Source organism: Bacteroides sp. OM08-11 (genome assembly GCF_003438665.1).
In the GTDB taxonomy this organism is placed as follows: Bacteria; Bacteroidota; Bacteroidia; order Bacteroidales; family Bacteroidaceae; genus Bacteroides; species Bacteroides cutis.
Genome location: NZ_QSTJ01000001.1, coordinates 247,522 through 262,385, shown reverse-complemented (window position 1 = coordinate 262,385; position 14,864 = coordinate 247,522). Strand labels below are relative to the sequence as shown.

Sequence of the window (14,864 nt, the reverse complement as noted above, 5' to 3'; positions counted from 1 at the left end):
TATATGCAGAAACTATGCAAAAGGTCTTGTAGTTCAACGGATAGAATAGAAGTTTCCTAAACTTTAGATCCGGGTTCGATTCCCGGCGAGACTACTCTCTATACTTCTCCCATGCAAAGAATTGTAATCAATAAAAAGGTAAAATCCGCTTTATTCTTCTGTTACTGTGAATTCAAGTCAGGTATGGATTATGTCGGGGGGGAATTCTATTTTTTTGTAAACAGATGTTTGAGGATAGGGGATATAAAAAAAGAGTAGGGACTTTCCAGTCTCTACTCTTTTTACTTTATATTATCAGTCTATTATTTCACTTCCTCGGCAACAGGTTCTACTGTTTTCTTGTTTTTCATCAACAAGTATGCGATAGGAGATGCAACGAAGAGTGAAGACAATGTACCGAATACGACACCCAAAATCATAGCGAATGCAAAGCTACGGATAGAATCACCACCAAGGATGAAGATACACAACAACACAATCAAAGTACTCAATGAAGTATTGATGGTACGTGCCAAAGTTGTATTCAGCGAATCGTTGAATAATTGGAACTTGTTACGCTTCGGATATAGGTGGAAGAACTCACGTACACGGTCGAAGATCACCACTTTATCATTGATAGAGTAACCGATAGCTGTCAGGATAGCGCCGATAAAGGTCTGGTCAATTTCCAGAGAGAATGGCATCCAGCCCCAACAGAGTGAGTAAGCACCCAAAATTATAATGGTATCGCAGGCTAATGCTGCAACAGAACCGATACTGTAAGCAATATTACGGAAACGGATCAGAATATAAATACCGATAGCGATCAATGCAAGTACAACAGACCAGATCGCAGATACCTTGATGTCGTCTGCAATACTCGGACCTACCTTTTGTGAACTGATGATACTACCACCTGTGTGGTTTTCGCGGTCGATGAATGTTTCCAACGTAATGTTTTGAGTCAATACGGGTTTCAATGTTTCATACAGATATGCTTCGATTTCGGAGTCTACATTGTTCCCTTCTTCTTCGATACGGTAGTTGGTACTGATACGTACAGTTTTACCGTCTGTACCAATAGCAATAACACTAACGTTTGCGTCACCGAACTTACTTGCGATTAATTCACGGACTTGTTCCGGTTCTACTTTGTTTTCAAATTGTACTTTAAAGTTACGTCCACCGGTAAAATCAATACTTTGGCTTAAACCACGGGTTACGAGTGAACCGATACAAATTATCAGGGCGATACCTGTAATGGTGAACCATAATTTGTTTCTACCCATGAAGTTGAAGTGTACATTTGCCATTAAATTCTTGGAAATACCGGAAGAAAATGTTAGGTTCAACAGCTTATCCTTGTTCATGAAGTGTTCATAGAACAGACGTGTCATAAACACTGCTGTAAAGAACGAAATCAAGATACCTATAATCAATGTGGTGGCGAAACCACGGATAGGACCTGTACCGAAGTTGAACAGGATGATACCAGTGATGATAGATGTCAAGTTAGAGTCGAAAATGGCAGAGAATGCGTTGGAGTAACCATCTGCCAATGCTTTCTTAACTCCCTTACCTGCGCGTAATTCTTCTTTAGTACGTTCGTAAATCAACACGTTGGCATCTACAGCCATACCAAGTGACAATACCATACCGGCAATACCGGACATGGTTAAAGCTGCCTGGAAGGACGAAAGGATACCCAGTGTGAAGAACAGGTTCAGTACTAAAGCACCGTTGGCTACCATACCCGGAATGAAACCGTACATGGAGCACATGTAAACCATCAACAGGATCAATGCGACAGCAAATGAGATGATACCGGCGTTGATAGACGCTTGTCCCAAAGATGGACCAACGATGTCTTCCTGTACGATATGTGCAGGAGCCGGCATCTTACCGGACTTCAATACGTTTGCCAAGTCTTTTGCTTGTTCGGGAGTGAAATGACCGGTAATTTGTGAATTACCGCCTGTGATTTCCTGATTTACATTAGGTGCGGAATATACATAACCATCCAAAACGATAGCGATTGCTTTACCTACATTCTGCTTGGTAAGTTGTGCCCAGCGGCGTGCGCCGTCTGAATTCATGGACATACTTACAGCAGGTTTACCGTAATGGTCATACTCATCCTTGGCATTTACTACTACATCACCTTCCAACGGAGCGCGCCCGTTACGTTCAGTAGATTTGATAGCATAAAGCTCGAAAGTCTGAGCTTTCGGATCATATTCGTAAGGAGATACCCCCCATTTCAAACGTAAATCCTTCGGTAACTCAGATTGGATTTCCGGCATAGAAAGATATTTGTTGATGTCGGCGGTATCCTTATAATTGGCATATGCTACGACAGGACCTTGTCCGTTCGGGTTAACTTGCATGATAGCCAGCAACGGATGATCTTTCTTGATTTGTGCAAGATTGGCAGTTTGGGCTTTACTTTCACCCTTCAAAGCTGCGGCAAGGCTGTCTGCCGTACTGGTAGTCTGGGCTACGGTAGGAGCTTCGGTTACTATACTATCTGTTGTAATGCTGTCTGATTGAACTGTATTTGCCAATATAGCACGCAACTTGGAGTCGGCTGCTTGTAAATAAGGTGTAACGTCTTTTGCATTGTAAGTTTCCCAGAATTCCAAGTTTGCAGAACCTTGTAATAATTTTCTTACACGTTCAGGCTCCTTGATACCGGGTAGTTCCACCATGATACGGCCCATTTTGTCTTCCAGACTCTGAATATTGGGCTGAACCACACCGAAACGGTCAATACGCGTACGAAGTACGTTGTATGAGTTATCAACAGCTGCCTTTACTTCTTCACGCAGTACTTTTTCAACCACTGCATCTGAAGATTGTTGGGTTACTTTGTCTTTTAATTGTTGGGTTGCGAACAATTCCGAAAGACGTGCCTCAGGAGCAATCTTGTGATACTCTCTGATGAATAATGTGATGACGTCTTCTTGGCTTGTAGTAGCCTGTTTCGCAGCTGTTGCCAGTGCTTTGTTGAATGCTTCGTCTGGTTTGTTATCTGCCAATGCTTTGATAACATCGGGTACAGAAACTTCAAGGATAACGTTCATACCACCCTTCAAGTCCAAACCTAAACTGATCTCCATTTCACGACATTGTTTCAGCGTCCAATTGCCGAACCACACTTTCTCATTTGCCAGAGAGTCAAGATAGTCTTGTTCTATTTTCACATCACCTTTTGCGAACTCTTTTGCCTTGTTTGTGTAATGGCGAGTCACAAAAGAGAAGGAAAGATAGAACACACACACCAGTGTGAGCAATATCGCAAAAACCTTTACAAATCCTTTGTTTTGCATGTTACTTTTAGTTTATTATGATTACTTCTTTATTAATTTCTATTGCATACAAGGCTGCAAATATAGCTTTTTTTTCACAAATCTTACTTCATACCGCGATTTTTTAACATCGGTTCTAATTGGGGTTCAGCGCCTCTGAAATTTTTATAGAGTGTCATCGGATCTTCACTGTCACCTTTCTCCAAAACATTCCGATGGAAAAGCTCGGCTGTGTGTTTATCGAAAATGCCATGTTCCTTGAATGCCTCGAAAGCATCATTATCCAGTACGTTAGCCCATAGATAGCTGTAATAACCTGCTGCATAGCCACCGATGATATGATTAAAATAGGTGGTACGGTAGCGTGGAGCGATTTCAGGAATTAAACCGAGTTTGTCCATAGCTTCTTTTTCGTATGCTACTACATCAAGCTCCTGCGTATCCGTCAGATTATGTAAATTCATGTCGAGAATGGCGGCTGCAAGAAGCTCGGTGGTCATAAAACCTTGGTTGAAAGTTTTTTGATTCAGTATCTTTTCTATGAGACTGTCAGGAATGATTTCACCAGTTTGGTAATGTTTTGCATACATTTTCAACACTTCGGGTTCAGTTGCCCAGTGTTCGTTGATTTGAGAAGGCAATTCGACAAAATCGCGGGCAACATTTGTACCGGAAATCCCTTTGTAATTACATTTGGTCAGTAAGCCATGTAGCCCGTGTCCAAACTCGTGAAACAAAGTTTCTACTTCATCAATAGTTAACAATGAAGGAGTATCGCCTACGGGTTTGGTGAAACTTGCTACATTGCATACCAGCGGGCGTATGTTACCTTGTTGTTCACGATAGTTACTCATCCATGCTCCACCACGTTTACCTGCACGGGGAAAATAGTCTACGTAGAAGATACCCAGTTGACTGCTTTCGGAGTCTTTTACTTCAAACACTTCGACATCGGGATGATAAACGGGCACACCTTCCATCTTGGTGAGGGTAATGCCATAGAGTTTATTGGCTACGGCAAAAGCACCTTCACGAACATTATCCAGTTTAAAATAAGGCTTGATTTCTTCTTCTTTAAGATCATATTTCTCTTTGCGAAGTTTTTCGGTGTAATACCACCAATCCCATGCTTCCAGTTTCTCTCCCTTGCCTTCTTTGTCCATCAGCTTTTGAAGTTCGGTTGCTTCGGCTTTTGCTTTAGGTAGAGCATAATTCCACAAGTTATTTAGGAAATCCATTACTGTTTGGGAATTCTTTGCCATACATTCGTCCAATACAAAGTTGGAATAACAATCATAGCCTAAAAGGTTAGCTTTTTCCAGTCTTAGGGACACAATATTGGTTATCACTTTTTTATTGTCATTTCCATCATTGTTGTTTCCGCGGTTAATATACGCTTTATAGATTTTTTCACGCATGGGGCGGTTGGCAGAATATTGCAGGAAGGGTAACCGGCTGGAATTTTGTAAAGTGAAAAGCCATTTGCCTTCTTGCCCGTCTGTCTTGGCATCGGCAGCCGCTGCCTGACGTACACTTTCAGGTAGACCAACGAGATCTTCTTCTTTCTCGATATAGAGTTTGAAAGCATTGTTTTCATTTAATACATTATTCCCGAAGGTGATACCGAGACTGGAAAGCTGCTTGTTGATTTCGCGCAAACGAGTTTGTTTGTCGGCAGGCAAATTGGCTCCAGAACGTACAAATTTCTTATAAATTTTATTCAGTAGTCGTTCTTGTTCCTTGGTTAATTTTAAACTGTCTTTTTGTAGATATATAGTATTTACTTTCTTGAACAACTCTTGATTTAGTAAAATATTGTCATTATGCTCTGACATTAAAGGTCCCATCTTCATTTCCAAATCTGCTAATCCGTCGTTGGTTTCGGCTTCCGTCATGTTGAAGAAAACACCTGTTACCCTATCGAGCATGGGTGAACTGTTGTCAAAGGCAATAATTACATTTTCAAAGTTTGGAACTTCTGTATTATCGATAATCGCCTGTATATTGGCATTTTGCTCTTCTATACCTTTCAGAAAAGCAGGTTCGTAGTGTTCAAGTTTGATTTTATCAAACGGAGGAACACCATTCGGAGTTTGAAACTCGGTGAAAAACGGATTACTTTCCGTTTGAGTAGTACAGGAGTACATCATACAACTTGCAGCTAAAATTAGAATACTTCTTTTAAACATAAGCATTAAAGTATTAGATATTAAGTAGTTTGTTTATATTTATACTTCTTTATAAATAGAGAAATCACGGTCGTTTGGATATATAACACCATATCGGGTAGTGGTCGGATTCTTTTATGGAGCGATCTACCGTACAATTATAGGATCGAAAGTTCTTACTAATTAATATATTGTCTATTCGAAAATAGAATTTATTCTGATTGTATGAAATACCTAATCCACGTCCTGATTGAGTAAAAGCATCGTTCATGTTTTCTGCGATGACACGATGGGTATATGAAATGGGAGTATCGTTAAAGTCCCCACAAACAATGACGAAAGGATGGCGGGAGGAATTAATTTCTTGTACAATAGTATCAGCTTGTGGGGCACGGATGGCAGAAGCTTCTGCTAATTTGCGAATTAACAGTCGTGCTCCATTTTTTACTTTTTCTTTTTCGGGAGATTTCAATATACCTTCGTAGATATCTTTGTCTGCTTTCGTCAGTTTATTGGACTCCAGATGGTTATTAATAAGGGTTATTGTGTCTTTGTCTAACTTCAATTCGTAAACTACGGAACCGTTGTATTCGCTTGCATATTTCAGTATCCGGGCTGATAGGATAGGATATTTTGAATAGCAGGCTATTTTGTTGGTATATCCATTGGCGCTACCCACTGCGTTGATACGGTGATAGGGGTAATCGGCTAATTCACGTTCAATGTCTTTCTGGGTCAGATAATGGGGAGATTCTACGGTTGCATATTCTTGCAAACAGAGGACATCTGCATTACTTTCTTTCAGATAGGTAAGTATGGCATTTTTGCCGTCCTTTTTGTTGGCCCCATTGAAGCCCATGATGTTATAGGAAAGTAATTTGATACTTCCTTCAGGAAAGTTGTCCGTACGGAAATTGATGGGAAGATAAGTACGTATTTGGGAATAACACAATAAGAAACCTATTAAAGGGAGAAGGGCGGATTTATAACGTTGTATCATCAGCCAAAAAAATAAAAAGCAACCATTAATCAATGCAAAAATAGGGAAAGTCAGTCCAAGACAGGATTGTACCGGATGCGTCACCGGATAAATATACGGGCTATAAGCTGTTAATAGCATGAGCCCTGTAAATAAAGCATTGATCACCAGTATGATAAAAACGACAAAATTACCGAGATGCTTCATTCTTTTTGTGCATGATTAATGGTTGATACTGAGTGATTATCGTTTACTTGCATCAAACAAACTTTTCTTTTCTTCTGTAGTCAGGCTTTCGTATCCTGATTTTTTCAGTTTATCGAGGATACGGTCTATCTCATCGTTTTGGGCTTTTTTACGGGCATTGTAGTCATAATCTTTTCCCCTTTCTGTTCCATAATGAATTTTCATTTTAGGCTTATGGGGGCGGATACTGGATAAAGAAGTGATGGCATCGAGGAATTTATTGATCCAGGATGTAATATCCGTGCCTTTACTCAGGCCGGCAGCAAACCAAAACCCTGCCAACGCCCCTCCCAGATGGGCGATGTGGCCTCCTGCATTACTGGAAGTGATAAAAAGTAAATCGGTACAAATGACAATCAGCGCCAGATATTTCAAGCGGATTGTTCCAAAAAGGAAGAGTTGTATCGGATAGTTAGGCTCACGATAGGCGGTTGCGGTAACAATGGCAAGTACGGAAGCTGACGCACCCAACATGAAAGAATATTCTATCATGGGACGGAAATAAGGGAAAATGTTGTAAGCCACTATATAAAGTACACCTCCACAAATCCCTCCTAGAATATATATACCCCGCAGATGCTTTGTCGAAAAAAAATTCAGAAACAATGCACCGAACCAGTACAACCAAAGCATATTGAAGAGTATATGCATTAATCCGGCGTGCATAAACATATAGGTGAATATAGACCAAGGTTGTATAATGAAACGTGAAAGTGAAGCCGGAAGCTCCATCCATTCGAATACACCTGCCAGGCTCCGGTTAAAAAGTTGCAGTATGACTTCTGTCAATGTAGTAAGGATAAATACTCCGACATTGATATAAATTAACTGTAAATAGATATTTCCTCTACGGAATGTATTTTTCAGATCAGTTATAATAGTTGCCATTTCCTCTACTTTTTTTTCTCCAGTACGTAATTAATATGAAACCGAATATCATACCCCCTAAATGTGCAAAATGTGCTACATTGTCTCCCGCATTGTTGGCAAATCCGGCATACAACTCTATGAGGGCATATCCAATAACAAAGTACTTTGCCTTGATAGGGAAAGGTAATGGGAAGATAAACATCGGTTGGTTGGGGAATAACATCCCGAAACCCAGTAAGATGGCATATACGGCTCCGGAAGCTCCAACAGTAGAACTGTTTAGCGTAAGGTTTAGACTTGCCATGATAGGATCAATGAAGTTCATGTTTTGATGAAGTGCTTTGGTACCTTCTTTCAAAACGGCTTCAACCATTTCGGGAGTCATACCAGCTTCCAGTGTCATGTATCGAATACCTGTTACCACTTCTTGAATAAGCCCTGCCCCTATACCACATACCAAATAATAGAACAGGAAACGTCTTGGACCCCATACCTGCTCAAGGATACGACCAAACATCCATACGGCGAACATGTTAAAAAACAAGTGGGTGAAACTTGCATGCATGAACATATAGGTGATCAGTTGCGCCACGTTGAAATCTTCGGCAAGAAAGAAGTGTAACCCCAGATATTTAGCCAAATCAATGCCATAACTTTGGGCTACAAGTGTACCGAGAAACATCAGCACATTAATAATCAAAAGGTTTTTGGTAACTGTTGGTATACTATTCATAATCTGTATATTCGTTCAACTTGTTTTCGCTTTATTTGGCAAAAGTACGAATAAATTCTGTTCTATAACAGAAAATACAATTCCTATTCCTTTTTTTTCATCTTTTTCCAATCTTTTTTTAATGTTTTTATTTGATATTCAGATTTATTGCTCTATTTTTGTAGGAAGTTGTGATAACGAATTTATCTTTTGTGTAACATATTAATCAATTTGTATTATGAATAAGGCAGAACTTATTAGTGCAATGGCAGCTGAAGCTGGATTGTCAAAGGTTGAATCTAAAAAGGCGTTAGATGCATTTATTGTATCCGTAACAAAGGCTTTGAAAGCAGGTGATAAAGTGTCATTGGTGGGTTTCGGCACTTTTTCAGTAGTTGAAAGAGCAGAACGTACCGGAATCAATCCGGCAACGAAAAAAACTATTCAGATTCCTGCAAAGAAGGTTGCTAAGTTTAAAGCCGGTTCTGAATTGACTATCGAATAAATAGATCATAAATAAAACTAAAAAAGGAAGGGGGCGTATACAACGTCTCCTTTTTTTATGGAATTAAAAATAGTTCGTATCTTTGCAAAGAGAAAATACATTTAAATCATGAATATAGAACAGAAATTGGTAACGTCCGTAATTAACGGACTTAAAGCACTCTACGGACAAGATATTCCTGCCGCTCAAGTGCAGTTGCAGAAAACCAAAAAAGAATTTGAAGGGCATCTCACCTTGGTTGTTTTCCCTTTTCTCCGTATGTCTAGAAAAGGACCGGAACAGACAGCACAAGAGATTGGTGAATATTTACAGGCAAACGAATCTTCGGTTTCGGCATTCAATGTAATCAAGGGATTCTTGAACCTGACCATTGCTTCTTCGGCATGGATTGAGTTGTTGAATAGTGTTCATGCAAATCCTCAGTATGGAATTGTTCCTGTAACGGATCAGTCACCGTTGGTGATGATTGAATATTCTTCTCCCAATACTAATAAACCACTTCATTTGGGGCATGTCCGTAACAATTTATTGGGTAGTGCTTTGGCAAATATTATTGCTGCCAACGGAAATAAGGTAGTAAAAACCAATATTGTGAATGACCGTGGTATTCATATCTGTAAATCTATGTTGGCATGGTTGAAGTATGGAGAGGGTGAGACTCCTGAATCATCTGGTAAAAAGGGGGATCATTTAATTGGTGACTATTATGTGGCTTTTGATAAACATTATAAAGCAGAGGTCAAAGAACTGATGGTTAAATATCAGGATAAGGGTCTGAGTGAAGAGGAAGCTAAGGTAAAAGCGGAAGCGGAATCTCCTTTAATGAAGGAAGCCCGTGAAATGTTGGTGAAATGGGAAGCTAACGATCCTGAAGTTCGTGCTTTGTGGAAGAAAATGAACGATTGGGTATATGCAGGCTTTGATGAAACTTACAAAATGATGGGTGTAACCTTCGATAAGATTTATTACGAATCTAATACTTATCTTGAAGGTAAGGAGAAAGTGATGGAAGGTCTGGAGAAAGGCTTCTTTTATAAAAAAGAAGATGGATCTGTTTGGGCTGATCTTACTGGTGAGGGACTAGATCATAAGCTGTTACTTCGTGCTGACGGTACTTCTGTCTATATGACTCAAGATATTGGTACAGCCAAGTTGCGTTTTGCTGATTATCCTATCGACAAAATGATTTATGTAGTAGGTAATGAACAAAATTATCATTTCCAAGTACTTTCTATCTTGCTTGATAAATTGGGTTTTGAGTGGGGTAAAGGATTAGTTCACTTCTCTTACGGTATGGTAGAATTGCCCGAAGGTAAAATGAAAAGTCGTGAGGGTACGGTAGTGGATGCTGATGACCTGATGGCTGAGATGATTGCAACTGCTAAGGAAACTTCAGATGAGTTAGGTAAACTTGATGGTTTAACGAAGGAGGAGGCTGATAACATTGCTCGTATTGTGGGATTGGGCGCTTTGAAATATTTTATTCTGAAAGTGGATGCTCGTAAGAATATGACTTTTAATCCGAAAGAATCCATTGACTTCAACGGCAATACCGGTCCGTTTATTCAATATACCTATGCCCGCATTCAGTCTGTATTGCGTAAGGCAAAAGAGATGGGTATTGTTATTCCTACCCAGATACCGGCAGGTATTGAATTAAGTGAGAAAGAAGAAGGTTTGATACAGATGGTTGCTGATTTTACCGCTATTGTAAAACAAGCTGGTGAAGATTATAGTCCTTCTATCATTGCAAATTATACGTATGATCTCGTGAAAGAATATAACCAGTTCTATCATGATTTTAGTATTTTGCGCGAAGAAAACGAAATAGTAAAAGTTTTCCGTCTTGCTTTATCGGAGAATGTTGCTAAGATAGTGCGTTTAGGAATGGGATTGTTGGGTATTGAAGTACCTGATAGAATGTAATTGTTTGTAATCATTATATAGAAAAGCGGAGTATACATTTTCTTTGTATACTCCGCTTTTCTATATAAAATATCTCTGCTTCTCTTTGTGAAAAATATATTATTCGTGATTGCCTTTTTCATGTTAAATCAGGCGTAAAAACGCCTGATTTATGTTACTCTTCAATAATCACACGGAAACCGACGTTGAAAACACGTTGATAGGGATAGTATCCCTTACGTGAATGTGAAGTGGAGAATTTAGGACGTTCTATATACGAACCACCACGTACTACTTTGTGGTCGGAAGTTTCTTTATTATTCACCTTATAAGGATAGGGTAAATAATCTGAACGTGTCCACTCGGCCACATTTCCGTGCATATTGTATAAACCGAACGGGTTGGCTTCATAAACTTTATCGCCTGTTTGTATGAGTTGTCCGTCATCTACATTCTTTTCCTTCGGCAGGAAAGTATAATACTTATACCAGCTGCTGTTGGGACTCATCGGTTTGGGATCTACGCCTTGTACAGCGAAGAGAAGAGTCGTTTTATCCGCCAGATTTTCTTTTTTACCGAAATCAGTATTTTTGTTTCCATACCAGAAGTCGTCATCACTACCTCCACGACAAGCCCATTCCCATTGTGCTTCAGTGGGCAGAGTAATGTTCAAACCTGTCTTTTTACTCAGCTTTTGGCAGAATTCAACGGCATCGTTGTAACTAACACGGATAACTGGTTGTTGAGGCTCATTTGCCGGGTAACCTTGTACTACATGGTCTTTCCACATCTGATCTACGAAACGACTATCATGATCCGGGAAAATAACATTGAATTGTTCGTTTGTAATTTCTAACTCACCCATCCAGAAAGGTTTGTCTATCTTTACCTTGGCAGTGGGATAAGCATCGGGTTCACCATTGTAACTTCCCATGACAAACTGTCCAGCAGGAATACGGACAAAATTAATTTTGATACCCGGAGCTATTTCTATACTTCGATGTGTTTCGCCGGATTTGGTTTGCATTGTTTTAGCTGTAGCAGCGTCAAACGGCCATCCTTTTACTTTCAGATCTTTTACTTTTACTGCTTTCTCCGGTTCGGGCATTACAGGAGTAATTTCACCTTTACTCTTCAAATAATCAGCATAGTCTTTAATTTCTTTCTTCCAGTCTACACCGGCGCCGTTACCGTATTTGTTTGTCAATTCTATGCGGCGTTCTATCTGGTCATATCCTTTATAAGGAAGTGAAGTCAAGACATTGGCATTGAAGTAACCTTTGTCTGGTGCATTGTAGTCTATCCAATTATATAGTGTCAACCATTCTTTATCGGTTAATTGTACGTTGTAATGTCCTTTTTTTAGCATACGTACCAATTCACTGGTGTTAGGATGATATTCGTATGGCTGGAGTACTACCATATCACCTTCTCCTCCTTGACGATGTACATATGGGTGCAAGTTGAGATAAGAAAGACCGTAGCCTAACTGGTCTTTCTTACCACCACGCAGGTCGAAAGCTTTATTGCCATTGTGGCAGGCGATACAAGCGCGATCCAAAATGGGTTGTATTTCCAAATCAAACGTGAAAGAACGTGAACCACCTTCGGGGGCAGTCAAAGCCACAGGAGCTTTTTGTGAAGCTATCACACGTTTAGGCATCGCAATTTGGTTTTGGTCTTCGTGACAACCAATACATGATACTACTTCACCTGGTTGTCCGGTTACCCAACTACGCATCCATTGAATGGCCACTCCATCTTTGTCCAGTGGTTGAATTGATACAGGAGTATTGGCGGGTACACTGAAGATAGCCGAACCGTCTTCTTCTACGGGAACAGTACCTAGCAGACGTTTAATATCCCAACCGGATTGTATACCATGCCAATTATGGTCAGAACGGGTTTTTACATACGCATATTCGTAAGCGTGAATACGAAGTGATTTCACAGTGCCACGAGGAATTCCTTTCAAACCTTCACCTTCGTAAATATCTTGAATGAAGAATGTAGAATTTTTCTCATTCAATTTTACCCGGTCGGAGATTACTGGTGGAAGCTGTGTTTTTTTTACAAGGATAGGGCTGATAAAACCTTCTCCTTCTGCTTCCATAATGCAGGTTACGTTATCATATACGTCTACCAAGTAAATGCCCCATAGAGATTCTGGAGACAGCTTAGCGGCTACCAGATAGTATTTATCGTTCAGAACGGTGGGTTTGATGAATTGAGGCCATACACCGTCTACCAAACGGTCTTTGATGAGTTCCTTTATAGGACGATTGCGATGAGGAATTTCTTGCACCATACCGGCCACGTTCTTACGCCCTTTGGTGGGATCGAAGATAATCATACGACCAGAACGTGCAACCCCGTGATGACCGGAGATGATACCTACGAAAGCGGAAGCATGATTGGGGAGTGGCTGTATATCAAAAGTACTGTTTGGAAACATAGAACCACTTCCATAGAGAGCTTTGTTTTCTGTTCCATCCGGATTCATGTGCATTACGATACGTGAGTAATAGTGTGTCAAGTCAGTATATTCCCAACGAGTATACATTACACGGCCATTATTCATAACTACCGGGTTCCAATTGGCATCTTGGTCGTATGTGAGACGGCGCAGATTACCTTTTTGGGGGTCATAAAGCACCAGATTACCTACTGCATCGCTTCCGTTTACACAAGGTACACCTTGATAACCGATATTTGAGATCGCTAAAATACGTCCATCCGGCAGGTAAGTACCGTCATAGAATTCCAAGTCCGGTTCTTCATTGTTGATAAGAGGTTTGAAACCACTTCCGTCCAGTTTCACTTCAAATACGTTCCAGCGTTTATCATCGCGTGTTTGAGTAAACATTACACGATCACCATCCCAATGCAAGCGTAAATCTGCGATAGAAGAACCGTTAGTCGGTTTATATACTTGTCGCATCTGTATATCATTGCGCAGGTTACTTAGTTCAATGATTTCTGCATCGAAACCTCCACGACGTGCAGATTCCTGATTACTCCAGTTATTACTTTGCGTACCCAATTCAGGAGTCATTATACGGCGTGCCCTATTACCGATTTTGTAACGTGCTGCTACAATCTTATCACTATCTAGTAGAGGATTACCTAATAAAATAGCTCGGCGATTATTCAAGGCTTTACGGGTGTCAGCTATGGCTTTCTCATCACCATTGTAGATACCGTTAAAACCTTTGGTTGCTAATGAGAGTGTTTCATTGTAAAGTGGTTCATATTTGGCTACATTGAAGTTCTTTTGTTGTTTCATATCATTGTAGGCCAATTTCAAAGCTTCCAGATTGAACCATTGCAACTCTTGTTGTATCAAGTAAATGTTTTGTACCTCTTCCATCAGTGACAGATAGGCTTTTGTACATTCTATACCTTGCTTTTCTTTCTCTATTTGATTCAGTTTCTCAAGATAATAAGTCGATTCGTTCAGTTTACCGATTTGTTTTTTTATGGCATTCTTTTCTATAGAAGTATCACCGGAAATGAGCCATGTTTCTAATCCTCCAAATACATTTGATAGTAGTCCAGCTTCTTTGGGATATTGAGCTTGTAGTTTTTGGGCAATGTCAGAAGGGATGACATTAAGTGCCTGAAAATAGACACTTCCACTCTGTGACTGGTCATCAATACCTACTTCGGCCTCGAAACGTATATATTTCTTGTTGAGGGCATAAACCAGCATACCTTCAGCATGACAGAATACACCGTGCTCAAATTTCTTTCCACCTACTGACAGTGGTTTACCATAGGCATTGATGTTCATACGGGGTTTATCCCATCCAGCCTTACCATATTCGTACTTTACTTGATCCAGCCAAACGGAAGAACCATCAGTGGCAATTAGCCGTGCATTTCCCCATACTGCCTGATCATAGTCCGATCCATCACTACCTCCGGTAGTCACCAGTACTAATTTGTCCATCCCTTTTACATCTACAATAAAAGTTTCCGCATTTTGTTTGCGTTTCATCCATTGTGAGACGATGGGCATACCCGATTTTTTTAACTCTGCTTGTAGTTCTGCCTTTGCTTTTACAGAAGCGTCAAGCCATGTTTCTACTTTTTTAGCACCGGCACCTGAGGCACCGATAGAAGAAAGTAGAAAACAAACTGCCAATAGTTTACTTCTATACTTCATGATAGGTTAACAATTAATATTTAT

Annotated in this window: 7 protein-coding genes, 1 tRNA gene and 2 pseudogenes; 3 read left to right on the top strand and 7 right to left on the bottom strand. The window is 40.1% G+C overall.

Translation table 11 applies throughout. The features are described 5' to 3' along the window. Positions 1 to 22: 22 nt before the first annotated feature. Positions 23 to 94, top strand: a tRNA-Arg gene (locus DXC10_RS00995). Between the two features lie 208 nt (positions 95 to 302). On the opposite strand, the gene secDF is transcribed toward DXC10_RS00995, so the two are convergent. The 6 genes and pseudogenes from secDF to DXC10_RS16660 form a co-directional block, all read right to left on the bottom strand. After that, positions 303 to 3,308: a protein translocase subunit SecDF gene (gene secDF, locus DXC10_RS00990; protein WP_101541884.1), complete on the bottom strand. Its 3,006-nt coding sequence runs from the start codon at positions 3,306 to 3,308 to the stop codon at positions 303 to 305. Between the two features lie 83 nt (positions 3,309 to 3,391). Then, positions 3,392 to 5,476 (bottom strand): M3 family metallopeptidase, encoded by a 2,085-nt coding sequence (locus tag DXC10_RS00985; protein WP_101541883.1) that lies wholly within the window; start codon positions 5,474 to 5,476, stop codon positions 3,392 to 3,394. A 64-nt stretch (positions 5,477 to 5,540) separates the two neighbouring features. Beyond that, on the bottom strand, positions 5,541 to 6,641 hold the full coding sequence (locus DXC10_RS00980) for an endonuclease/exonuclease/phosphatase family protein (protein WP_101541882.1): 1,101 nt from the start codon (positions 6,639 to 6,641) through the stop codon (positions 5,541 to 5,543). A gap of 36 nt (positions 6,642 to 6,677) precedes the next feature. Continuing rightward, complete coding sequence (locus tag DXC10_RS00975) at positions 6,678 to 7,568, bottom strand: rhomboid family intramembrane serine protease (protein WP_101541881.1); 891 nt, start codon at positions 7,566 to 7,568, stop codon at positions 6,678 to 6,680. After that, a pseudogene (locus DXC10_RS16665) lies at positions 7,549 to 7,824 on the bottom strand (rhomboid family intramembrane serine protease); the annotation flags it as partial. The gene DXC10_RS00975 and the pseudogene DXC10_RS16665, both read right to left, overlap by 20 nt. Before the next feature lie 122 nt (positions 7,825 to 7,946). Beyond that, positions 7,947 to 8,283 (bottom strand): annotated as a pseudogene (locus tag DXC10_RS16660) (rhomboid family intramembrane serine protease); the annotation flags it as partial. 217 nt (positions 8,284 to 8,500) lie between these two features. On the opposite strand from DXC10_RS16660, the gene DXC10_RS00965 reads away from it, so the two are divergent. Both DXC10_RS00965 and argS read left to right on the top strand, forming a co-directional pair. Beyond that, a complete protein-coding gene (locus DXC10_RS00965) occupies positions 8,501 to 8,767 on the top strand; it encodes an HU family DNA-binding protein (RefSeq protein ID WP_101541880.1) in 267 nt (88 codons plus the stop codon). A gap of 108 nt (positions 8,768 to 8,875) precedes the next feature. After that, a complete protein-coding gene (gene argS, locus DXC10_RS00960; RefSeq protein WP_101541879.1) occupies positions 8,876 to 10,693 on the top strand; it encodes an arginine--tRNA ligase in 1,818 nt (605 codons plus the stop codon). 154 nt (positions 10,694 to 10,847) lie between these two features. Here argS and DXC10_RS00955 read toward each other — a convergent pair whose 3' ends face one another. Continuing rightward, on the bottom strand, positions 10,848 to 14,840 hold the full coding sequence (locus tag DXC10_RS00955; RefSeq protein ID WP_117737189.1) for an SUMF1/EgtB/PvdO family nonheme iron enzyme: 3,993 nt from the start codon (positions 14,838 to 14,840) through the stop codon (positions 10,848 to 10,850). Positions 14,841 to 14,864 lie beyond the last annotated feature (24 nt).